Consider the following 24745-nt stretch of genomic DNA (forward strand, 5'->3'; position numbering starts at 1 on the left):
GGGTTTATGCAATTCATATTATCTGATTTTCGCATTCTACGCCCCAAATATGAAGTTCCACAAGCAGAAGGCTTGAATTGGATTTCTTTGGCGCATTCATATGCCAAATTTATTGAAGGAAATATCAATAAATCTAATAGTAAATCAATGGATGAAATATATAAGCAAGTAGCAAATATTTGTAATCGATTTGCATGTAAACCTGAAAAAATTTCTAATAGAGGAACTGCAATTCAAGATTATTCTCATCAAGATTGGGAAAATATGTTGTTATTTGATTTTAAGAAATCTTTTTCTGGGGTGGGTATAAATGAGCGAATGAAACTTTTTTCAGCTGTTGTTGATGAAGTTTTTCAAATGTTTTATTGTGAAAACATGTTACCACCTAAACATATTATTCATGTAAGTTGTACAGGCTACGTTTCTCCTTCAGCGGCACAGAAAATTGTTGCAATTAAAAATTGGGGGGAGAAAACTAAAGTAACTCATGCGTATCATATGGGCTGTTATGCTTCACTGCCAGCATTGCGAATAGCTAATGGATTTTTGTCTGCAGATCATGATAAAAATAGTGATTTTTATTTAAAAAAAGATCCTTATTTAGATAGAATAGATATTGTCCATACAGAACTTTGTACTCTTCATTTTAACCCAAGCAATCATGATCCAAGTCAATTTGTTATTCAAAGTTTATTTGCCGATGGTTTTATTACGTACTCAATTTTTAATAGTGAAAATTATTTAAAAACGAGGAATGAAAAAGCCTTTGAATTTTTAATTGACCATGAAGAAATTATTCCACAAACAGAAGATGCAATGGCTTGGGAGGTCTCTGAATTTGGTTTTTTGATGACTTTATCTGGGAAAGTTCCTGCTATTATTTCAGAAAATATAGAAAAATTTTTAAATAAAATGTGTGCAAAAATTGGATTAAATTTTATTGAAATAAAAAATTCAACAATTTTTGCAATTCATCCTGGGGGGCCTAAAATTATTCAATACATTCAAGAAATATTGCAATTGCCTAAAGAAGCTGTTTTATATAGCGAAAATATATTATTTCAATATGGAAATATGTCATCAGCTACTTTACCCCATATTTGGCAAAATATATTACAAGATTTTCCAGAACAAAATAAGTTAGTCATTAGTCTAGCCTTTGGCCCGGGTTTAACGGTTTCAGGGTCTATAATGAGAGTGGTATGAGTTTTATCGATAAAATTTCAATTCTTTTAATGGTTTTGCAAGGTGTTGTCATGTTTTTTGATGAATTTTATTTTCATCAGAAAAGAAAGCTACCAAGGTGGGAAAGAATAGGACACCCAATTGACACATTTTTTTTCTTGTTATGTTATTTAGTTATTCTTTTTATGCCAATGACAAAAACAACTATAATGTTGTATTTACTTTTTGCCACTTTTTCCTGTTTAATTATAATTAAAGATGAAGTTGTTCATTTAAATAAGTGTACAGCACTTGAGCAATATTTGCATGCCGTATTATTTATTTTACATCCAATAATATTAATTATTTTATTTTTTACATGGGGTTCAATTTCAGAGAACAAAATAGAAATTTTTTCGTCTAATAATTTAATTAATATAAACAATTTTGTAAAGTTTCAGTTTTATTTAGTTATACTATTTTTTTTGTATCAAATAGTATATTGGAATTTTATATACAAGGATAAGAATATTAATGGAAAAATATCTTATAAATAATGAAATTTATAAAGACTTGAACGAACAATGGTATACAGGGAAAAATTATGTTGCGTTACTAAGAAGTGAAGCAAAGCTAAGAAATCCTTGGATTAAGTTACAAATTGAACAAAATTTTGCAGACCTAAAAAATTGTAAAATTCTTGATATAGGATGTGGAGGCGGTTTATTAGCTAATGATTTAGCTGAATTAAGTAACAATGTAACTGGGGTAGATATATTTGAAGAGTCTTTGGTAGTAGCAAGAAAATATAATAAGTATAAAAATGTTAACTATATTAAAGCAAATGCATTAGAATTGCCTTTTGCAAATGAAACATTTGATGTGGTCTGTATTTTAGATGTCCTTGAGCATGTTGATGATTACCAAAAAGCAATTGCAGAAGCCGTTAGAGTTGTAAAAAAAAATGGGTTCATCTTTTTTCATACATTTAACAGAAATTTATTTACAAAATATTTTGTTATTAAAGCAATGGAATGGTTTGTCAAAGAAACGCCTAAAAATTTACATGTCCATCACTTATTTATTAAGCCATGTGAGTTAACTTTCGAATTTAATAAATTAAGCTGTAAATTATTAGAAATAAAAGGCTTAAATCCCTCTTTTAATTTTAAAAATATTGTGAAATTAATTTTTAAAAAAGAAGTGGATGAAAATTTTAATTTTAAATTTTCTAAATTTCTTCATGCAGGATATATAGGTTATTGTCAAAAATTAGGCAATTAAGCTTGACCCATAATAAAACCTTGAATTTCTTTTGTAGTTTGTAACAACATTTCCCCTTGTTCAACCATTTTATTTGCAGTATTTGATGTTTCTGTTGCTGATGTTTGATTTCTTTGCGTTGTTCTATCTATCTCTGTCATTGCGGTAGTAATTTGTCTGACACCAATTTCTTGTTCCTTTGTAGCAGAAGAAATTTGTTCTATAACAGTAACCATATTCACAATATCTTCAGAAATTTTTACGAAAGATTCTTGTACCTCTGTTGTAACTTGTTTGCCATCTGAAATTCTACCTGTAGTAACACTTAGTATTTTATTTACTTCTTCCTGGCTTTTTACAATCAAATCTTGTATTTCTTTCGCGGATTTTCCACTTACCTTTGCCAAGTTTCCAACTTCTTCGGCTACCACAGCAAAACCTTTTCCATATTCCCCTGCTCGGGCTGATTCAATTGAAGCATTTAATGATAGTAATTCTGTTTTTGAAACAATATCATTGATAACAGAAGTTTTTGCATGAATTTGATTGATAATTTGGGCAATATTTTGCAATTGATTATTTGATTCTTGTATTGTATCCATACTTGTCATAAGTTTTTTCATAGTGGACATATTATTTTCTGCTTTTTTCGATGCTTCTTTAGCTACTTCTGCTGACTGTTGCGCATTTTCGGAGGTTTTATTTACCATGCTAGTAATTTGATTGATTGCAGCTGTTGTTTGGTGGACTGAAGCCGCTTGGGCAGAAACAGATTCAGTTAGCACTTTTGAATTATTCATCAAGGTATTTGCTATTTCCATGGTACCATTTCCTTGATTTTTTAAACTTACTAAAGACTTTTGAATATCCTTAGATAACTTAGTAATTGAAATTATAATTGCAATTGAAATTAATACAGATACAATTAAAACAACAGACATAGTAATAATAGTAATACTTGTTAAATTTTCACCTTTTGTTGTGGAATCTTTTCCACCTTTAATATTAAATTTTTCTTCTTTGCCAAGGGTCTCTAAAAAGTTAAATAAAGCTGGTCTGCCCACTTTATAGTAATGATTTAAGGCTTCAAGCCCTCTTCTTTCTTTTACCAACTCTAACTCTTGATTTAAAGAAGTTAAATAATCTTTATAAGTAGCCAAAGTATCTGCGTAAAGTTTTTCTTCCCCTGGTGATATTAGGGGTTTATAGTCAACAAATGATTTTTCGATTGCCGCTTTAAATTTATTAATATCTTCTATATTTGCCATATATTTGTCTCTTTGACCAGCAATGCTATCTGCAATAACAAGGACAACCCGTCTTGATAAATTACCAATAGTCACATTTAAATCAGAAAATGAAGCGATACTTGGCATCCAACTTAAACCTGTTTCGCTAGCATATTCTTGTGTTTTTTTGATCATAAACATACAGTATAAACAAGCAAATAAAATTACAAAAATCAGCATTGAAACAGACGTAATAATTTTAAAAGCTAAACTTTTTTTCCGCATTTATGGCACTCCATGCTATTCATTTTTCTATTGTAAACGTTTTATTTTTTAGGGAGAATTTTATAGCATTAGTGCCAAAGAAATGACTTAATTACCAGATGAATAAAAGATTAAGCGGCTTTTTTCCCCATAATGAGACCTTCAATAATTTGGGTAGTTAATTGAAGTTTCTCGCCTTGTTCTACAAGTTCATTAGAAGATTGTGCGGTTTCATTCACCGATGCTTGGTTTCTTTGGGTTGCTTTATCAATTTCAGACATGGCAGTAGTAATTTGTCTGACACCAATATCTTGCTCTTTTGTTGCAGCTGAAATTTGTTCTATGACAGATACCATGTTGATAATATCTTCAGAAATATGCAAGAAAGATTCCTGCGCTTCTGTTGTTACTCCTTTTCCTTCAGACACGCGTTCCTTTGTAATTCCTAATATTTTATTAACTTCTTCTTGGCTTTTCACAATCAGTTCTTGAATTTCATGCGCTGATTTTCCACTAATTTTTGCTAAATTTCCAACTTCTTCAGCCACTACCGCAAAGCCTTTGCCATATTCCCCTGCGCGCGCAGATTCTATGGAGGCATTTAAAGAAAGAAGTTCTGTTTTTGACACAATATCATTAATGACAGATGTTTTTGCATGAATTTGATTGATAATTTCTGCAATATTTTGCAATTGATTGTTTGATTCTTGAATGGTTTCCATACTATTGACAAGTTTTTTCATTGTTTCTTGGCTATTTTCCGCTTTTTGCGAAGCGCCTTTTGCTACTTGGGTAGATTGTTCCGCATTTTCAGAGGTTTTATTTACCATACTCGTAATTTCATTAATGGCTGCTGTAGTTTCATGCACCGAAGCAGCTTGTTCTGTCACAGATTCTGATAAGGACTGGGAGTTTTGCATTAAAACCTTGGAAATTTTCATTGTTACTTCGCCTTGTTTCTTCAGGCTTTCAATAGAATCTTTTATAGATTTTGTGATTCCTAAAATAACTACTGCAATGGCAGCGCTAATGAGCAAGGCTAAAATAATCACAATTGTCATAGTCCAATTAGTAACAGAAGTTAATCCTGATCCTTGTTTTCCTGCCGTATCAGCACCCTTCATGTTAAATTCAATTTCTTTCGTAAGTTTTTCATTAAATTTAAATAATAATGGGCGTCCAGTTGTATTGTAGTGTTTTAAAGCTTCAAGGCCTTTATTTTCTTTTATTAAATTAAATTCATGTTCAAAAGATTGAATATATTCTTTATAAGCATCCATTGTTTCTTTATAAAAATTTTCTTCTCCTGGAGCAAGAAGGCCATTTTTTTGATAATTAGTTAATTCATTATCCAATTGATCTTTAAATTTTTTTAGGTCTTCAGTGTTTTTTGCTAAATCTTCTGTTTGGTTAGCTACGCTATCTGCGATCACAAGCACTGCTCGACGCGATAAGTTGCCAACATATAGATTCATTCTTCCGAATGAATCTATACTAGGAAGCCAGCTAGTTGTAACGTCATTAGCGTAAACTTGGGTTTTGTTGATCATCAATATTGAGTAAATACAGGAAAACAAAAGCAGGGAAATTAAAATACCTATTGAAAAGAAAATTTTAAAGGCTAAACTTTTATTTGCCATAGAGATCTCCATAAACCAAAGTCATAATCTCAATCTATTTTTCTATCGGCAAAAATACTGCTACTTTAATGAGTATTTTGTTAACTGGCTTTTTTTCCAATAATCAGGGTTTCAATTGCAATTGTGGTGGTTTGTAGCTTTTGCCCTTGTTCCACTAATTCGTTGGCAGACTGAGCTGTTTCGCTAACAGAGGCTTGATTGCGTTGAGTAGCCCGGTCAATTTCAGACATAGCAGAGGTAATTTGTCTTACACCTATGTCTTGTTCCTTTGTTGCTGCAGATATTTGTTCAATCACAGAAACCATATTGATGATGTCTTCAGAAATTTGTAAGAAAGATTGTTGTGCTTCGCCTGTGACCGATTTTCCTTCGGAAACTCGGTCTTTTGTAATTCCTAATATTTTGTTTACTTCTTCTTGGCTTTTGATAATCAGTTCTTGAATTTCTTGCGCCGATTTGCCACTTACTTTTGCTAAGTTCCCAACTTCTTCAGCAACTACGGCAAAGCCTTTTCCTACTTCACCTGCGCGCGCAGATTCTATGGAGGCATTTAAAGAAAGAAGTTCTGTTTTTGACACAATATCATTAATGACAGATGTTTTTGCATGAATTTGATTGATAATTTCTGCAATATTTTGCAATTGATTGTTTGATTCTTGAATGGTTTCCATACTATTTACTAATTTTTTCATAGTTTCTTGGCTATTTTCTGCTTTTTGTGATGCGCCTTTGGCAACATGGGTTGACTGTTCTGCATTTTCAGAAGTTTTATTTACCATACTGGTAATTTCATTAATGGCTGCTGTGGTTTCATGCACAGCAGCAGCTTGTTCTGAAACAGATTCGGAAAGAGCCTTCGAATTTTGTTTTAAAGCTTCAGAAATTTTCATTGTGACTTCTGATTGTTTCTTTAAGCTTTCTAAGGATTGTTTTATAGAAGAGGTTATTGAATTAATTAAAAGAATAATACCAATACTAACTATAACCGCGGCTATAATAACGATTGTCATAGTAATATTAGTAATTGCGGTTAAAGAACTTCCCTGTTTCGTGGAGTCTCCAGCACCTTTTATGTTAAAGTCTGTTTCCTTATCCATTAGCGCAATAAATTGATGCAATGACTCTCTGCCTGTAGTATTATAGTGATCTAATGCTTCAATATTTTTTCCTTCTTTCAGCAACTTAAATTCATGCTCAAATGTTAATGAATAATTTTTATAAGCATTCATTGTTTCTTTATAAAAGCCTTCTTCCCCAGGAGCAAGTAATCCATTTTTTCCGTAATTTGTAAGAGCTGTTTCTAATTGAGTTTTATATTTATTTAAACTTTCTTCATTTTTGCTTAAATTTTCAGGTTTATTTGCTAAGGAATCTGATATGCTAGAAGCCATTCTGCGAGATAGATTTCCTGTAATTTTTCCTAACTCATTAAAAGCACTAATGCTTGGTAACCAGTTCTTTGCTGTTTCTTGCGCATAAACTTGGGTTTTATTGATCATTGAGATTGCATAAAAACAAGAAAAAAGAATTAATATAATTAATAAACTAATTGAAGTATAAATTTTAAAGGCAAGACTTTTGTTAGTCATGTCAAACTCACTGTGAAAAAAGGTAACAAGCAAACTAACTTATTCCATATCGGTAAGGTTTGAAGCTAATTTATATAATTTTAAAATTTAGATACTAATTCAATGATTTTAATTGATTGAATTAGTTGAATTAGTTGAAAGGCGTAATAACTAAGTGGGTAAAATACTATTCATCACTTAGTTATTAGTTACTTTGTCATAAATGGAATTCTTTTAGGGAATTTAAATTTAATAAGTAAGCTATAAACACATGGAACAACAACTAAAGTTAACAGTGTTGAAGAAATAAGCCCTCCCGTGACAGTAACTCCTAAGATGGAATTTGCTTCATGCCCTGCTCCTGTTCCAAAAATCAGCGGAAGCATGCCAGCAATCATGGTGAGTGTCGTCATTAAAATAGGACGCAAACGCACAACAGCAGATTCAAGCAAAGCTTTGTCGACATCCATTCCTTCAGCAATTTTTTGTTGCGCAAATTCAATAAGCAAAATAGCATTTTTTGTCACGAGACCTAAAAGCAAAATAATACCAATCATTGCATCAATTGTTAAAGATTTACCAGTAATTAAAATTGCTAAAAATGCACCAGAAAAAGAAAGGGGAATACTAAATAATATTGCTAGGGGAGCTTTAAAATTTTCAAACTGTGCACTTAAGACAATAAAAATAAAAGCTAAGGCTAACAATAATGCTTTACTTACCATCCCACTTGATTGATCTAGTAGTTCTGCTTGTCCACCATAAGAAGTGTCTACTGATTTTGGTTTTGTCTCTGCAATATATTTGTTGATTTGGGTCATTATATTTCCTAAATCTTTTCCAAAATAATCTGCTGAAATTGTCACATTAGTAATACCATTAATATGATTTATAATAGGTTCTATCTGGACTTTTTCTATACTTGCAATTGAGCTTAGTAATACGGGATCTCCTTTTTCTGAAAATATAAAAATTCCCGCTAGGCTATTAAGTGTTTGTTCTTTTTTGATTGGAATTAATATTTTAATGTTAAAATATCTACCCTCTGCATAAAATTCCCCAACTTTTTCACCTTTATATAAAAGCTGTAAAGTTTCGGCAATATTGCTAGGTGAAACTCCGAGTGAAGCTGCTTTAATAAAATCTGGTGTAACTTTATATTCATATGCTGCATCGCTGACAGAGCTTTCAGGAATACCAATATCTTTAATTTTTGTTATATGCTGCAAAACTTTTTTTGAATATTCATACAGTGCTTGAGAATCAGTTGAATATAAATCAAGATATATGGCGCTATTGTAACCTTTTCCGCCAATTTTTTCATTTGGATTGCGAATAAATTTTTTAGCAGATTCATTTAATCTTTGGGTAAATTCAGTCGTTGAATAAGTTCTGTTTTTAGGATTTACTAACTTTATTGTAAAACTAATTGAGGAAGCTGAGTCATTATTGCTGCCTACATTCATAATGATGTCTTTTGTACCTGAATAACTACGTATGTGATCGCGTATTTCTTTCCCACGTTTGATGGCTTCTTCTAAGGGGGTTCCTTGCGCTAATTGAAAGGTAAAATAACTCACACTTTCATCTTCGGTTGATTGAAAGTTTTTAGGGACAAATTTTAATAAAAATATACTTAAGATAAAAATTAAAATTCCAACTAGTAAAGTTAATTTTTTCTTTTGCAATGAATATTTTAATATTTTTTGGTAATTACTTTGGAAAATATGAAAATAATGGTTAAATTTAATTTGCCATTGCATTTCTTTTGCAAGTAAAGATTGCTTAGTTCCAAGCTTACTACTTAGCATGGGCACTACTGTAAAGGCCACAAATAATGAAATAAGAACGGCAACAGAGACCGTCATTCCAAATTCATAAAAATAGCGACCTATAATTCCTTCCATGTAAGCAACTGGAACAAAAACTGCCGCAATTGCTAAAGTAACAGCTATGGCGGCTAATCCAATTTCTTGGGAACCATCTATTGCAGCTGCTACTGCAGATTTCCCCATTACTTTATGTCGATGGATATTTTCAATTACCACAATAGCATCATCAACTAAAATTCCTATTGCAAGAGTTAAGGCAAGAAGAGTCATTGAGTTTAAAGTAAAGCCCAAATAGTTAATAACAGCTAAAGTTCCAATAATTGATGTTGGAATTGCTAAAGAACAAATGAAAGTATTGCGCCAGTCGTGTAAAAATAGATAAACTACCAAAATGGCTAATATCGAACCTAAAAAGATGTCAAAACGGACATTTTTATATGTCTCATTGATATAAATTGAGTCATCTAAATTTATTGAAATGTGCAATTGATCTTTGTTTGTTTTATTTAAATTTTCTATTAATTTTTTTAATTGTTTTGCTGTTTCAACAATATTTCCTTTTGATTCTTTAATAATATCAATCACAATGCTTTTTTTACCATTTACTTCACTGTAATTTGTTACTTCAGCATGGGTATCTTGAATAGTTGCAAAATCTTCAACCCTAATTAAGGGTTTATCTTTTTGCCCAATGGGAATTTTTGCAATGGTGTCTAGTGAACTTGGGATAGTGTTAGTAATAATACTAAATTGTGAATCTGAATTTCGCAGAACTCCGCTAGGTTTATTAACAATTTGAGAATTAATTTCTTTTTTTATTTGATTGGGATTTAAATGCAAGGCATTTAATATCGAAGGATTTAAGTTAATATGAATTTCTCTATCAATTGTCCCTGAAATATTAACTTGCCCTACCCCACTAATTCTTTGCAGTAAAGGTTTTAATTCTTTATTAACATAAGTTGATAAATCTTTTTCTGACATTTTATCACTTGAAATATTAATAATCATAAAAGGTCTGGCATTGTTTTTTAACTTAAAGACAGAGGGTTTTTCAGCATCCTTTGGTAAATCAATAGCTCCTATTGCGTTCCTTACATCGGCTGTGGCTTTATCTATATCTACATTTAAATGAAATTCTAAAAATACACGGGCATAGTCTTGGCCAGCGGTACCTTCTATTCTTTTTAAGCCTGGTAAACTTTTAAACGCTTCTTCCATGGGGTTTAGTAGCAATTGTTCAGCAGTTTTGGGATTCATGCCTTTGTAAGTTACGCTAGCAGAAACATAAGGAATAGCAACATCTGGGTCTCTATCAACACCTATATTTGCAAATGCAAGCAAACCAAAAATAATGATGACTATATTCAACATTGAGGAAAAATAGGGACGTTTCACCGATACAGTTGAAAGAAACATTTTTAATCTCTTTTTTTAGGGGTTAAGTTTTATTTCTAAATAAACACCGGGGATCAATTTTTCACTGACACTAAGAATTTCAGCATACACATCAAAAGTTTTTGAAGAGGAATCAATGACCGAGACAACTCTTTTAATTTCAGCTTCACCAGAAGCTTTTGAAATAGGCTCTTGAAATTTAAACTTCATTCCTGTCTTAAATTTACTAAAGTAAGTAACAGGAATTTGCGCATAAATTTTGTAATTTTTTGCTTCAGTTATTTGAAATATAGCTGTTCCTGAAGTAACATAGTCACCCACTGATTTTTCAACTTTAGTTATTATTCCTTCAAAAGGGGAAGCAATTTTAGCTGATTTTAATATATATTCTTTTCCTTCTAAACTAGCTTTTGCTGATTGATATTCAAGATCTTTTGTTTTTAAGGTGTTTTTTTCTTTCTCTAAAGTAGCTGTGTTTATGATACCGCTACTAAATTGTTTTTCTAATCTTTCAACGGTTTTTTGTTGCTGTTCAAGAGCTAATTTTTTTAAATCAACATCAATTTTTGCAGTTTTTACATCTATCAAAGCATTATTATCTTCAAGTGAAGCTAGAATTTGGCCTTGTTTAACTAAATCTCCAGCTCGATAGTAAATATTCGTAATCCTACCATTGGTTAAAAAACTTAGCGCACTTTGATTTTCAGCTTTAAATATTGCTGGAATAATAGGAACGATATTATTATCACCAGTAGTATTATTTATGTCAGTAGTTTTTTGATTTTGAGCTTCAGATTTTTCATTTTTTTGTAGCGTTAAGTTAGTTTTGGGTGCTTCTGAACTATTGTCATTTTTATTTTCAACAGAGTTATTTTTAGGTTCTTCTTTTTTATTATCTGGTTCTAAATTTTTTGTTTCTTCAGGAGGTAACGATGCTTTATCTATTTTTTTTGTACAGAAGATAAATAAATTTGCAAAAACAGCAATAAATATTGAAATACTTATTTTTTTTAATTTCATTTTATTAACCTTGTATTAGAGTAAGATGGTATTGTTCCTATTGCCGATTGTAATTTTAGCCAATTGTAATCTATATCTCCTCTCATTTTTGCTAAAGATATTTTTGCGTTTAAAAGATCATTTTGGCTTTTTATAAGTTCTGAAGCAGTTAAGTTTCCTGTTTTATATTTCACTAAAGAAAGTTTGTAGGAATCAGCGTAAATTTCAGATAGTTTTATCAATTGTGGTAAAATTTGCAAACTGTTTTTTAAAGTATTATAATTGTTTTTTACTTCTTCGCTAATAGCATAAATTTTTTCCTCGTAATTTATTTTGTTTTTTGTTTCTTTATTTTTTAAAGAACTTCTTTCGGCTAAACTTAAACCACCGTCCCAAATACTCCAAGACATGGATACGCCAAATGATAATCCATTAGTTGAGGTATTTGAATTATTTAGATTAGAACTGTTATTTAAACCGTCTTCATTATTAAATGTTTCTTTGTTTGAATAACTTGAAAATGCAGATATTTCAGGGAAAAATTTAAAAGTATTTTTTGCAATTTCTTCTTTACTAGCTAGTAAGGTTTTTTCAAGGCTTTTAAGATCAGGTCTATTATTTTTACTATCTTGAATTAAAACATTCAGTTCCTTTAATATTATTTTTTGTTTTTCAAAAAATGAATAATCTAAAGGTTTTAAGGATAATTCTGTTTGTTCAGCTAACTTTAATACTTTTTTTAGATTTTCTATTTTACTTGAATATTCTATTTTAGCCTTACTTACTTCAATTTCTATAGAGTCTTTATTTGCTTGTGATAAAAGCAAGTCTACCTTATCTTTGCTGGAGTCACCTGTTTCAAATAGAACGCTTGTTTCTTTATATTGAATAGCGGCATTTTCAAAAGTAGTTTTTTTTATTTCAAAATCATTTAATGCTTGTTGCGCTTCTAAAAAAGCTTGAGCCGCAGTTATTCTAGAATTGATTTTTTGAAAATTATAGTCATATGCGGCAGCATCTTTTTTTGCCTCGAGTTCTTTCATATTATAATAGTTTTTCCAAATATTTGATATTGGCTGAGTTATTTTTAAGGTAACTGAAGAGCTTCTGTCATTATTTTGATCCGAATTTAAATTCATAGTATCGCGTTTGGGATACCAAGTTGTATCCGCAGAGGCGTCAAGCGTAGGGCCATATTGAAAATAGGATAGAGTATGTTGAAAATTGGTAGAATTAAATTCGTTTAAAGAACTTTTTAATTGCAAAGAATTTTTTTCAGCAATTTCCATAGCTGAATTTAAATCAATTTGCAGAGTCGGTGATACACTTATTTTTTCTAAGGCGAAAATTTGATAATTATATGATAATACTACGATTAAATACATTAGTACATTGTTGGTATTAAATTTCATGTGCGTTATGAATCCTAAAAAAAATGTATAGTATCTTAAAATTATTAATAAATAGATTAATATTAATCTATTAACTCTGAAAATTTAACTGAATAGTTACTCTAGTGCAATATAATTAGAATAAAAATTTAATTTATGTATTAATTTGACTTTTTTTTAATTTTAATAATATTCTAACCTTTGTTGAGCCTGTTATATTTGTTAAGTAAATATTTAAATATTTGCTAGTAAGTGTAGGGTAATAAACGATGTGTTTTTGAAAGGATTTTATGTTTTCAATAAAAAAAATTAGTCTAATTTTATTATATCTAAGTAGTTTCTCTGCTTTCGCTATGGAAAAAACCTTTAATAAAATAGAGTTCTTGGGCAACAATAGAACTGAAGAGTCTGTGTTAAATTTAATAGTAGAGATAAATTCTGGGGATAAATTTCAAACAGAAAAACTTGAAAAAGCTGTGCAACAATTAAAAAATACTCATCTATTTTCTAAAGTAGAAGTATCAATTACTGGTGATAAGGACGACTCTAATAAAATCGATGTGAAATTTAATTTAGAGGAAAAATGGGCCATTATACCCGTACCAATAGCATATTCAGCTGGTGGAGTTTCAAGATACGGTGTGGCTTTAATGGATTATAATTTTTTAGGTAGATTCTATCAATTGACTAATTATTTTTATCTGCAAAATTCCAAGCCCAATTTTGGTAGTACTTTTGTCAATAATTTTACTTTTAACTTACCTTTAATAAGTGTTCTTAGCTTTAATTATGTTGATAATAAAAATACAATTTACAATAAAAACAAAGAAGTGGGATACTATTCGGTTAATTTAATACAACTAGAAGGCGATATGATCTGGAAGTTTAATGATTATATTAATCTTGGTGCGGGATTAAAATATGAAAATGCAGGAAATGTAAATAATGAACTTTCAAATGATGAAAAAATAAAAAATACTCAAAATGGAATTGAAAAACCAAAATCTTTTGACAATTTGGCTTTTGTTGGAAAAGGTGGACTTGGAAAGATTGATCATGACAGTTATTTAGCACAAGGCGCTCAATTAAGTTCAACGGTTACTTCTACTGCAGGGATGTACCAGGGCAATGATAATGAAGATTACACAAAATTTGAAAATACTTTTCTAGCCTATTACAAAATGAAATTATATAATCACACAAATTTTGCATTAAGAATTCAACATGGGCAATCTAATTCGAAAAATCTAATTAGAAAAATGTATCTTGGCGCAGATCAGATCCGTGGTTTTCAAAGTATGCAATATTCCGGAAACGAAGCTATTTACTCGAACGTAGAAGTTAGACAAACCGTATATGAAGGTAACTATGTTTCTTTACAAGTAGTTCCTTTCTTTGATGTTGGATATATTGGCTCAGATTTTGGAAATGCAATAAATAATCAATCTTTAATGTCTTATGGTGTTGGATTACGTCTTCCATTAATGCAGCTAGCTGGTTTAATAGTACGTATGGACTATGGATTTGCAGTAACACCAGAAAACCAAAGTGGATTTTCTTTTGGGTTAAGTCAATTTTTCTAAGAAAAATTCTTGTTATACTGTTTAATTTTTTCCTCTAAAGCGTTAATAAGAATTTTTTGATCTAAAAGTTGAGTTTTTAAGTTTTTTATTTCCTCTTCCTTATCGAGCAAGCATTTTTCAATATTATTAATTTCTTGCTTTTTTTCTTTGTAAATTAATTCGTTTAAATAAACAAAATATTTTCCGTCTCTTAACTCTGATATTATTTTTCCTGCTTTAATTTTTCTGCGCAAAGTAATTTCTGACACAGATAATAATTCTGCTGCGTCATGTAATTTAAACCATTTGCCATTTTGATCTTGGAATTGATTACTTTGTTTTAATTTTATTGCCATTTTACTGCTCTATATATTTTATGACATCATCTATAGAATAAGGCTTTTGAAAACAAGTAAATAATTTGTATTCACCTTTTAATTTTTCTATTCTGGGATCTGCAGTGTCATCTCCAGTTGCTAAAATAAATTTTCCTTTAAATTGATTTTTAATTTCCTTTTCAAAAAAATCTAAACCATTTTCACCATCAAGTAAAAAGAGATCACAGATAATAGATTGAATGGAAGAGTCATTTTTTAAGAAATTGCGTGCAGTCGCTAAATTTTGAGCGGAATCAATTTCAAACCCCTTCTTTTTAAATCTTCTTACTGACATTTCCAAAAGGTCAGCATCATCATCTATTAATAAAACCTTCATGGGTAAAACCCTTTCATAATTTTAATTTTTATTTGCAAAGGTTAGATAAAGTTTATCACATTGCAAGAGTTATTCTAAAAGGATACCCTAGACGGAGGTTGTTCCCATGACATCATCGGAAGATGATAAAGGAGGATGCATACATGGGTTTAAGAGAAGACGCTTTGCACTATCATAGCAAAGGGCGTAAAGGCAAAATTGAGACAGGAATTACAAAAGAATGTAAAACACAACGTGACATTACTTTAGCGTATTCGCCTGGGGTAGCAGAGCCTTGTAAAGAAATCGCAAAAGATCCTTCTTTAGTTTATGAATATACTGCAAAAGGGAATCTTGTTGCAGTTGTAACAAACGGAACAGCAATACTAGGGCTGGGTGCAATTGGGCCTTTAGCAGGAAAGCCTGTGATGGAAGGAAAGGCTGTTCTTTTTAAAATGTTTGCAGATATTGATTGTTACGATATTGAGTTAAATGCTAAAACTCCAGAAGAAATAATTTCAGCTTGTCGAATGTTAGAGCCGACATTCGGAGGGATTAATTTAGAGGATATAAAAGCTCCAGAATGTTTTGAAGTTGAAGAAAAACTTAGAGAAGAATTGGATATTCCTGTGTTTCATGATGATCAACATGGAACAGCAATTGTGAGTGGAGCAGCATTATTAAATGCTTGTGAAATAACTGGAAGAAAAATATCTGAAATAAAATGCGTTGTTAATGGAGCAGGTGCTGCTGCTATTTCTTGTGCACAAATGTATTTAAATTTAGGTTTAAAACGAGAAAATTTAATTTTATGTGATTCTAAAGGAGTTGTTTATAAAGGCCGGATTGAAGGCATGAATAAATATAAACAACGCTTTGAAAATGATACTACAAAAAGAACACTTGCTGAAGCTTTGGAAGGAGCAGACTTTTTTTGTGGATTAAGTGTTGCAGGAGCTGTTACTCAAGAAATGGTAAAAACTATGGCAGCAAACCCCATTATTTTTGCTATGGCAAATCCTGATCCAGAAATTTCTCCTAAAGATATAAAGGAAATTAGAAACGATGCAATAATTGCTACTGGGCGCTCTGATTATCCAAATCAGGTAAATAATGTGCTTGGTTATCCATATATTTTTCGTGGTGCGATGGATGTCCTATCAAGAAGAATAAATGAAGAAATGAAGATGGCGGCAGTGCATGCAATAGCAGCCCTTGCGAAAGAAGATATTCCAGAAAGTGTAACAAAATCTTATCAAAATTCAGGAAATATGGAATTTGGGAGAGAATATTTAATTCCCAAACCATTTGATCCAAGATTGTTATTAAAAGTTGCTCCTGCTGTAGCCAAAGCAGCAATGGAAACTAAAGTAGCTAGAAAAAATATTGATTTAGAACACTATGTGGATCAATTAGAATCACGTTTAGGAGTTCTTCAATCAGTAACAAGAAAAATTAAAAGAAGTGTTGTAGTAAAAAATAGAAATTCTGGAAAAAAAATGCGAGTTGTTTTGCCAGAAGGATCGAGTCCAAAAATTCTAAAGGCAGCAGAAATTGTTAAATCTGAAGGAATTTGTGAACCAATTCTATTAGGTAACGTTGATAAAATTAAAAAGTTAATCGTAGAAGCAAAATTAGATAAACAACTTGCTAATGTTGAAATCATTGACCCTATAGAAAGTGAGCAATCACAAAAATATGCTTCTTTGTTACTTGAAAAAAGAGCGAGAAAAGGCGTAACAAGAATGGGTGCTTATGAATTGATTGCCGGAGATCATCATTATTTTGCTTCCATGATGGTTGAAGCTGGAGATGCCGATGCTTTTTGTTCAGGAGTTCATCATAATTATGGAGACACTCTTCGCCCTGCATTGCAAATTATTGGCACAAAAGCAGATAAAATATTAGCTGGTATCTATCTGTTACTTTGGAAAGATAGAAGCATTTTTGTTGCGGATACAACTGTAAACATAACTTCAACTGCAGAACAGCTTGCGCAAATTGCTATTCAAACTTATGATTTAGCAAAAATACATTTAACAGAACAACCAAGAGTAGCTATGCTAAGTTTCAGTAATTTTGGAAGTACAAAACATCCAGAAGCCGAAAAAGTTTGTAAAGCTACCGGAATTGTAAAGAAATTAAGACCAGATATTGAAATTGATGGTGAAATGCAAGCTGACTTTGCTTTGTCTTCTGAATTATTAGAGCGTTCCTATGGTTTTTCTACTTTAAAAGGACCCGCAAATGTGCTTATTTTTCCTGATTTAACATCCGGAAACATAGCTTATAAATTACTTGGTAATTTAGGTGGTGCAACTTCAATCGGACCAATATTAACAGGTATGAAAAAACCAGTAAATGTTTTGGCTAGGAACTCTGATATTGAAGAAATTGTTAATTTAATTACTTTTACTGTACACAGTGCACAAAATGGAATTTAGCTTTTTTCTCTAATTATTTTTTGATTAAAATATTTTTTAAATTTCTTATCATTAAATTCTTTTATTCATTAGAAAATTTTATTTGTGCATTATTTCGGATTCTTTTCTTCGTGAAAAAGTGATGGAAAAAATAAATTACTAATATATAATTTAAATACTTTCATATAATGGGGTATTTATATGTGTAATTACTGTGTTCTAACTCCAAATACAATAAATAATTTAAACTTAAGACAACAAAATCATCTACTAATAAGCACTAATCAAAGTGCTCAAAGTCAACAATCAAGTTTAATAAATTCAGCACAAAGTAATCAAAGTAATCAAAGTAATCAGATTTTGTTAGGAAATAGCAAAGTTCCACCGCCAATTCTTTCAGCTACCCAGCCAACCGCTTCTAAGTTATGGTCAAAAATTGTTGCTGGAAATAATAACGTTTCTTTATCAAACAATAACTCAACAAATAGTAATTTAAGTACTTCATCAAGTGGAAGTAGTTTAAATAGCTTAAGTACTTCATCAAGTGGAAGCAGTTTAAATAGCTTAAGTACTTCGTCAAGTATAAGTAATTTAAATAGTTTAAGTACTTCATCAAGTATAAGTAATTTAAATAGTTTAAGTACTTCATCAAGTGGAAGTAGTTTAAATTCTAGAAGATCTAGTAATTATGATAATTTAAATCGGCAAATTGCAGATAGAAATAATTCTTTAAGCACAATGCATAATGGTATTAAGTGTAACTGTAATGAGGATCTTTGTGCGCAATATGATGGAACCTTAAACAGTATTGATCGAATGAATATTCAATATAAACTTACTAGAAATCCTGATCGAGGGTCTATTATATGTGGGAAATGTGGTTGTGAGCTTCGCTCTAAATTATATGCAACAGCAAAAAGAAATCCAAGTAACGTAAGTTCTCCCGAAAGAAGGAGATCTTTAACTCCTCCAAAATCTACTGGACACGAATTAACAAGTTGGACAGGTGCAGCACAATTATTTTTTAAAGACAATTTAAATAATTTTCAATATTTTGAAATTCAAGAAAGTGATATACAATGCAATAAAGATGATATTTTACTTGGAAATGTTTCTAACAGATATCTACCATATCTAACTGATTATGTTTTTCAAGATATAACCAGTTTAAAAAGCTCCATTTCACCCCAAAAGCAAAAAAATTTATATTACAATACTGTTTTTGTTCATGGTGGTGCGCAAGCTCTAGCAAGAGCGGTTATTCATGCAAGAAATAATCGGATTAATTATCCTGATTATTCATCTTTAGTGTTGTTTGAATCATCCGTTTGTTACGATATAACAAAGACTGCTAATATTTATTCATGTTTACAATGCTTAAGATTTTGGGGGTTACTCGCTTTACCGTATTTACCTGGCCAGGTTTCTATTAAATATACAGCTAACGGTAATTTATCAACTCAAGCAAGAAAAACTCAGAGAGATAATGGGCAGAGAAGTAATCATAATATTTCCTCATCAGGTAAAGCAGGTTGGGTAATAACTGATGAAATGATAACTGCTATTCAAATAGTTCATAATATTTCAAGAGAAGAGGCTCTAAACATTTTATCTTGCATTAATTTAAATGAAGCTCAATTAAGAAGCCTTGATTATATGTAAAATATTTTGCTTATATATGAGAGAATTTTTTTAAGGTAAAAATTCTCTTGTTAAATTTCTTTGCGAATTTTCTAAAGGAACAACATCATCTTCAATTCTAATTCCGCCATAAGGTATTAATTTTTCAACAAGCGCCCAATTTATATTTTCTGAATATTTATTTTTTTCTTTATATTGATTAAGCAAAGTTTGAATAAAATAAATTCCAGGTTCGATGGTAACGACGACATTGTTTTCTAAAGTACCAACAAAGCGTAAAGATCTATAAAGTACATTAGGTGGATTTATTGGTGCAGGATTACCCTGTTCATCTAATTGCTTTCCTCCAATATCATGTACTTGAATTCCCAACTTATGACCAAGACCGTGCGGTAAAAATACTTTTGTCAGTCCTTCATTTAATGCGGTATCATAGTCTCCTTTGATTGAAATAAGACCTATGTTTTCTAAAATTTTTGCCACTTCCTTATGACATGTTTCATGGAGAGAGGGGAAATATAAACCTTTTTTAACTTTTTTACATAAATCTTGTTGCAAGTCTTCTGTTTGTTTCAAAAGTTCTGTAAATGCAGGATGGCAATTTTTATTTGCATATGTTCTAGTAATATCTGATCCATAATTATTAAAAGAGGCACCTGAATCAATTAATAAAACGTTTCCATTTCTTCTTTTTTCCCTGCCATGATAGTGAAGGATGGCCGAATTTTTATCAAGTGCAACAATGCCTGTATATGGTAAATCGGTATCGACACATTCAATAGCCTGTAAGTATTTATTATGAATTTGATATTCTGAATCACCATTAAAAAAAGCTTCTTTTGCTGCAAAATGGGCTTTCGCTCCAAGTCTATTTGCTTGTGATAAACATTCTATTTCATAGTCTGACTTAAATCTACGATACCAATTTAAGCGAGCCTCTAATAGCTCACAATTTATTTTTATATTTTTTACAATTGCATACTTAGTTTCATTTCCTAAGAAAACCGAAAAGGAAGTGTCCCCTAATAACTCCCATATTTTTTCTTTGTTTCCAACTTCTATAATCTCAAAGCATGAAGCCCAAAATGGATTTCCTAAAGGGGCGTGATAGTGCCAAAAATCATCTGGAGAATAGTAAATAAGTAAAGGTTTTTTGCCAGGTTCATATTTGATTACATGGTGAGGGCCAACTGCTGGACACCAATGCGCAAAATGTGGATTGGTTTTAAATGGTGCATAGGTGTCATCGGCAAAATAACCGAATGGCTCACCTGCTCCAAGAATTAAACTTTTGTAGTTAAGTGCAGCTAATGCTTTATCTGTTGTAGCCATTCTAATTTTTAAATGTTCTTTAAATAAAGATTCTAAATCCAGCATTTATAGCTCCTCTATTTAGGAAAATAGTTATTTACAGAGAGATACTAGTTTAATAAGCGAAAAAGTTAAGTTATACAGCTCACTTGCATTAATACATAGCTTAAATTTTATTATATTTAAAGTTCAAATTATTTTTTTTTAAGTATATTAAATTAAATAATTTTTAATTAGAAATAAAAAGATAATATTAATGTATTCTGATTGAAAATTATCTTTTATTTTGCTAAATATAAAATTTATGTCTTTTATTTGAAGTAGAATTTTATTTTTTACTTTAACAATGAATTTTAAAAATAAATAGGTAAATGTATGTTTCAATCAGAAAGATTTAGAGCAGAAATTGCTCTAGTGTTATTGACAATAATTTGGGGATTAACATTTCCGGTAACTCGTATTGTTGTAGCAGAAATGGATTCTTTTGCATTGGTATTTTTTCGTTCTTTATTAGCTTCATTAGTTTTATTACCGTTTGTATTTTTAAAAAAAGAAGATAGAAAAGCCTGTTTAAAATTTCTTCCTCTTGGAGCAATTTTAGGTTTTTTAGTTTATTTATCTTATTTATTTCAATCTTTTGGACTGGAAACAATTACTTCAGCAAGAAGTGCTTTTTTAACAAATTTAACAATTATTTTTGTCCCTTTAATGTCCCCTATTTTTCAAAGACAGTATCCTAATTTCAAAGATTATATTTCTATGACATTTGCATTTGTAGGAATGATATTACTGACTAGTCCTTTTGATGGTAGTGGCATAGGTACTGGAGATATTTGGACTATTTTGTGCGCTGTAACCTTTTCTATGCATATTCATACGTTACAAAAAATTGTGAAAAAAAATGGTAAAGGCAAAATATTTGCGTTTCTTGAAATTATGATTATGTGTATTTTTGCAGCTACTTTCATTCCAATTAATTATCATAAAAACATGCATATTCTTCCTTCAAGTATGGAAGCTTTTGCTGCATTATTTTATTTAGGTGCTATTTCTATGGTTGGTACAACTTTGCTACAAGCAAACTATCAATGCAAAACAACTCCAGAAAGAGCATCGCTAATTTATATTTTGGAACCTTTATTTGCAATTTTATTTGGTTATATGCTACTGAAAGAAAGTATGACGACAAAAGCTTTGTTTGGTGGCTTTTTAATTATCTTTGCAGTAATATGGGTTTACTTTTTACAAATAGGGAAAAAATTAATTAAAAATAATTAATTTAGGTATTTTGCTATGTTTTTAAATGATTTTTGTACAGATAGAACTTTCATAATTGGCTCATTGCAAAATTACAAAAGCAATATTTTGGAAAAACGGTTTTTTCAATTATCTGATCATTATCGAGAAAAAGAAACAACGATAGATGAGATCATTTCTTTTGTGAAAGATAATGAAAATTGTTTTTATCGAAATTGTCTGAAAGGACATATTACCTCTTCAGCTTTAGTTGTTAACCAAAATTTTACCAAAATTTTATTAACGTATCACGCTAAATTAAATAAGTGGTTACAATTAGGTGGACATTGTGATGGAGAAAGCATTGTATATCAATCTGCATTAAGAGAAGCGAAAGAAGAATCTGGTTTAAAATCGATTGATTTTATCGATATTGAAAATTTTCCAAATATTTTAAGTGATGCCAAAATACCACAGCCTTTTGATATAGATATTCATTATATTCCTGAGAGGAAAAATGAACCAGGACATTTTCATTATGATATACGTTATTTATTGTTTTCTAAGGATGAAAATATAACAATTTCTGAAGAGTCGCTTGATCTAAAATGGATCCAAATTAATGAGATAAATTTTTATTCCAATGAAGTAAGCTGTCTTCGTCAAGTAGAAAAATTAAAATATTTAATAGCTAAGTTAAAGAGGTAATTTGAATTGAACGTGAAAGCTGTTGCGATAGATTTAGATGGAACACTTTTAAATAAAAAACACGAAGTTAGTGAGTTTTCAAAAAATATTTTGCAACAGTTAAGTAATTCTGGAATAAGAATCATATTAGCCAGTGCCAGGCCTATAAAATCAGTTTTAAAAATTGCCGCTGAAATTGGGTTAGCGAATTACCCAATGATAGCTGGAAATGGCGCAATTATAGCAAGTGCAACTGATAATATTTTATTTCGTGCATCTATAGATGCAGATGAACTTATTAAATTGTTTCAAACATTAAAATGTCATGATCAATTTAATACTCTTACTTTGCATATATATTCGGATTTTGATTGGTATATCCCATTTTTAACAAATAAAGCTCAAGAAGAAATTGATATTATAGGATTTAACCCCACAGAAATAAATAAACAAGTATTAGAATTAAAAAATCCAGTACAAAAAATTATGCTGGTAGGGAATCCAGTAGTTCTTGTAGAAATAAAAAAATATATAGAAACAAATTTGCAGAAAGTAAATTGTGTATTTTCTAAATCCGATTCTTTAGAAATAAATGCATTAGGTGTTTCTAAGTTTTTAGGAGTTTCGACTTATGCACAGTTATATCAATTTTCGTTATCAGAATTTATTGCCTTTGGAGATGGCGATAATGATGAATTAATGCTTAAAAATTGTGGCATTGGTGTGGCAATGGCAAATGCTACGGAATTAGCAAAAAAGGGAGCAAAGTTCATTACTGAAACAAATGATGAAGACGGAGTAGCTGTTTTTTTAAAGAACTATTTTAAATTATCCCAATACTGACATAATAAAGAAAAAGTATAATCTTCTTCTTTTTTGGCCTTTTTCTCATCAAGTAAAATATTTTTTATATATTCTTTGTCCTCATTTTTACAAAATGTTTCGCTTTTTTCTACTACATAAGAATAATTAATGGGGACTTTTGTAGCTGATAAACAGCCGAAAAGTATAGTTGAAAAATAAAAACTAGGGATTATAAAAATAAAATAATTATTTAATTTACTCACATAAAATGCATTTAGTTTAGGAATTAAATTTTTTGGTAAAAGAAACTCATTTTTATTTTGTGTAGTTTTATTTTGCTTCATTTTATTAATCATAAAAAATAATGGATAAAAACTAAAAGGAAATAGACTCCAAATTTTATGTGTAGATGGTGGTGTTATTGAAAAAACAAAAAGAATAGTTGTTATTATAGGAATAGTAATTAATACAAAATTAAATTTATCTTCTATTTTAAATTTAGTAGTATTTAAAATTAAACTTTTCCAAGCATTTTTATATAAGTAAAACAGTGCTGAAAATACTATTATAAAAACCGTAATGATAATTGAAAAAATAAAAAATGGTAAAAGAAGAGGTGAATTAAATAAATATTCTTTGTTAATATTTCTAGTTACTTCAGAGGCAGAAAAAGAAATGAGTCTTATTAAAATATGAAAGTAGGAAAAAATGTTTTCAAAATTAAAGTTTATACTATCTAAAAAATTTCCATTTAAATTCCAATTATTAACAGGTTTGCTTTTGTTTGAAAATTTATCAATCAGATAGGGTAAGAGAAAAATAAATCCTGGTAAAACTGCAAGTGAGAAAATAGAAAATTTTGGTATTTTAATCATTTTTTTGAAAAATAGTATTGAAATAAGAACTGGATATATTAAGAACTGTAAATTTAATTGTAGCATAAATAATATGGGGAAGTACAAAAGATAATTTCCTAAATTACTATCTTTATTTTCAATTACTTTATAAATTCCAAGAAAAAATAAAGTTGTAAATAAAATTAGAAATGAAGGATTCCAAGCATATGAATATATTATGTTCATAGGATTAAGAACTATAAAGAAAAATATAAATAGTTTGTTTAATTTATTAAATATTCTTGAATAAATTAATGCAAGAATAATGCATGAAATTAAATTAATAATTTGAGCAAAACAAATAATTCCATAAGGATTACCAGCTGAAAAAAATAGAGGAAAAGCAGCTAAAATTCCTTGCAAACTTCCAGGAAGAACAGAATCTACATAAACAACAGGTGACCCATGAATAGGAAGAATATTTTCATTAAATAATTTAAAACCTAAATCAAAAATTCTTGCTTGATCTCTTATATACCATGAATAGTAGCCATACCAGCACCTTATAATTAGTGACAACAAAACTATGAAAGTGTAAAGAAAAAGAGTTTTTGAATAGCTATTTTTTAAAAATTTAAGCATTTATTATATTTACCTTTTTAAATCTTTCTAGTTAAGAAAAGTATTAAAATTCATTTCAATACTTTTCATCAGATTGTTAGTATTATTTATAATTCAATAAGTAACCAAAGCTAAGTTCAGTAATTAACATATTAAGAATAACTATAGGCATTTTTTTGACTA

Annotated in this window: 19 protein-coding genes; 9 read left to right on the forward strand and 10 right to left on the reverse strand. The window is 29.9% G+C overall.

The genetic code is table 11. The annotated features are described in order from the left end of the window. Nucleotides 1-6: 6 nt before the first annotated feature. Genes QEJ31_RS08045 through ubiG form a run of 3 tightly spaced genes read left to right on the forward strand, consistent with a single transcriptional unit; the run spans nt 7 to nt 2448 of the window. Nucleotides 7-1206 carry a 3-oxoacyl-[acyl-carrier-protein] synthase III C-terminal domain-containing protein gene (locus QEJ31_RS08045; protein ID WP_280589207.1) on the forward strand — a complete coding sequence of 400 codons (1200 nt, stop codon included), beginning with the start codon at nt 7-9 and terminating at the stop codon, nt 1204-1206. Next, entirely contained in the window at nt 1203-1721 is a 519-nt protein-coding gene (locus QEJ31_RS08050) for a hypothetical protein (RefSeq protein ID WP_280589209.1), read from the forward strand. The genes QEJ31_RS08045 and QEJ31_RS08050 overlap by 4 nt, the downstream gene beginning before the upstream one ends. Then, nucleotides 1699-2448, forward strand: a complete 750-nt coding sequence (ubiG, locus tag QEJ31_RS08055; protein ID WP_280589212.1) for a bifunctional 2-polyprenyl-6-hydroxyphenol methylase/3-demethylubiquinol 3-O-methyltransferase UbiG — start codon at nt 1699-1701, stop codon at nt 2446-2448. The genes QEJ31_RS08050 and ubiG overlap by 23 nt, the downstream gene beginning before the upstream one ends. Here ubiG and QEJ31_RS08060 read toward each other — a convergent pair. From QEJ31_RS08060 to QEJ31_RS08085, 6 genes are all read right to left on the reverse strand, one after another. Continuing rightward, complete coding sequence (locus tag QEJ31_RS08060; RefSeq protein WP_280589214.1) at nt 2445-3941, reverse strand: methyl-accepting chemotaxis protein; 1497 nt, start codon at nt 3939-3941, stop codon at nt 2445-2447. The two genes, ubiG and QEJ31_RS08060, sit on opposite strands and share 4 nt — an antisense overlap. 110 nt (nt 3942-4051) lie before the next feature. Beyond that, nucleotides 4052-5560 carry a methyl-accepting chemotaxis protein gene (locus QEJ31_RS08065; RefSeq protein WP_280589216.1) on the reverse strand — a complete coding sequence of 503 codons (1509 nt, stop codon included), beginning with the start codon at nt 5558-5560 and terminating at the stop codon, nt 4052-4054. Between the two features lie 80 nt (nt 5561-5640). Then, on the reverse strand, nt 5641-7149 hold the full coding sequence (locus QEJ31_RS08070; RefSeq protein WP_280589217.1) for a methyl-accepting chemotaxis protein: 1509 nt from the start codon (nt 7147-7149) through the stop codon (nt 5641-5643). A gap of 188 nt (nt 7150-7337) precedes the next feature. Beyond that, the gene (locus tag QEJ31_RS08075) at nt 7338-10379 is read right to left on the reverse strand and encodes an efflux RND transporter permease subunit (protein ID WP_280589219.1); all 3042 of its coding nucleotides are present in this window, start codon (nt 10377-10379) and stop codon (nt 7338-7340) included. Nucleotides 10380-10394: 15 nt separating this feature from the next. Further along, nucleotides 10395-11378, reverse strand: a complete 984-nt coding sequence (locus tag QEJ31_RS08080) for an efflux RND transporter periplasmic adaptor subunit (protein WP_280589221.1) — start codon at nt 11376-11378, stop codon at nt 10395-10397. After that, complete coding sequence (locus QEJ31_RS08085; RefSeq protein ID WP_280589222.1) at nt 11375-12769, reverse strand: TolC family protein; 1395 nt, start codon at nt 12767-12769, stop codon at nt 11375-11377. The genes QEJ31_RS08080 and QEJ31_RS08085 overlap by 4 nt, the downstream gene beginning before the upstream one ends. A 269-nt stretch (nt 12770-13038) precedes the next feature. Between QEJ31_RS08085 and QEJ31_RS08090 the strand changes: the two genes are divergently transcribed. Continuing rightward, a complete protein-coding gene (locus QEJ31_RS08090; protein ID WP_280589224.1) occupies nt 13039-14331 on the forward strand; it encodes a POTRA domain-containing protein in 1293 nt (430 codons plus the stop codon). Here QEJ31_RS08090 and QEJ31_RS08095 read toward each other — a convergent pair. Together QEJ31_RS08095 and QEJ31_RS08100 are read right to left on the reverse strand one after the other, a co-directional pair. Beyond that, entirely contained in the window at nt 14328-14666 is a 339-nt protein-coding gene (locus QEJ31_RS08095; RefSeq protein WP_280589226.1) for a hypothetical protein, read from the reverse strand. The genes QEJ31_RS08090 and QEJ31_RS08095 overlap by 4 nt on opposite strands. 1 nt (nt 14667) lies before the next feature. After that, nucleotides 14668-15024: a response regulator gene (locus QEJ31_RS08100; protein WP_280589228.1), complete on the reverse strand. Its 357-nt coding sequence runs from the start codon at nt 15022-15024 to the stop codon at nt 14668-14670. Nucleotides 15025-15167: 143 nt separating this feature from the next. On the opposite strand from QEJ31_RS08100, the gene QEJ31_RS08105 reads away from it, so the two are divergent. Beyond that, on the forward strand, nt 15168-17447 hold the full coding sequence (locus tag QEJ31_RS08105; RefSeq protein ID WP_280589230.1) for an NADP-dependent malic enzyme: 2280 nt from the start codon (nt 15168-15170) through the stop codon (nt 17445-17447). Nucleotides 17448-17627: 180 nt separating this feature from the next. Beyond that, nucleotides 17628-19088, forward strand: a complete 1461-nt coding sequence (locus tag QEJ31_RS08110; RefSeq protein WP_280589231.1) for a hypothetical protein — start codon at nt 17628-17630, stop codon at nt 19086-19088. A 30-nt stretch (nt 19089-19118) separates the two neighbouring features. Here QEJ31_RS08110 and pepQ read toward each other — a convergent pair whose 3' ends face one another. Beyond that, nucleotides 19119-20444 (reverse strand): Xaa-Pro dipeptidase, encoded by a 1326-nt coding sequence (gene pepQ / locus QEJ31_RS08115; protein WP_280589233.1) that lies wholly within the window; start codon nt 20442-20444, stop codon nt 19119-19121. A 309-nt stretch (nt 20445-20753) separates the two neighbouring features. Between pepQ and QEJ31_RS08120 the strand changes: the two genes are divergently transcribed. From QEJ31_RS08120 to QEJ31_RS08130, 3 genes are read left to right on the forward strand one after another with little or no spacing between them, the layout of a single operon-like run. Beyond that, complete coding sequence (locus tag QEJ31_RS08120) at nt 20754-21656, forward strand: DMT family transporter (protein ID WP_280589235.1); 903 nt, start codon at nt 20754-20756, stop codon at nt 21654-21656. A gap of 15 nt (nt 21657-21671) precedes the next feature. Continuing rightward, a complete protein-coding gene (locus tag QEJ31_RS08125; protein WP_280589237.1) occupies nt 21672-22322 on the forward strand; it encodes an NUDIX hydrolase in 651 nt (216 codons plus the stop codon). A gap of 12 nt (nt 22323-22334) precedes the next feature. Then, nucleotides 22335-23144 carry a Cof-type HAD-IIB family hydrolase gene (locus QEJ31_RS08130; RefSeq protein WP_280593274.1) on the forward strand — a complete coding sequence of 270 codons (810 nt, stop codon included), beginning with the start codon at nt 22335-22337 and terminating at the stop codon, nt 23142-23144. On the opposite strand, the gene QEJ31_RS08135 is transcribed toward QEJ31_RS08130, so the two are convergent. Further along, entirely contained in the window at nt 23120-24583 is a 1464-nt protein-coding gene (locus QEJ31_RS08135) for a hypothetical protein (RefSeq protein ID WP_280589239.1), read from the reverse strand. The two genes, QEJ31_RS08130 and QEJ31_RS08135, sit on opposite strands and share 25 nt — an antisense overlap. Nucleotides 24584-24745: the final 162 nt, after the last annotated feature.

Source organism: Pigmentibacter sp. JX0631 (assembly GCF_029873255.1).
Classification (GTDB): Bacteria; Bdellovibrionota_B; Oligoflexia; order Silvanigrellales; family Silvanigrellaceae; genus Silvanigrella.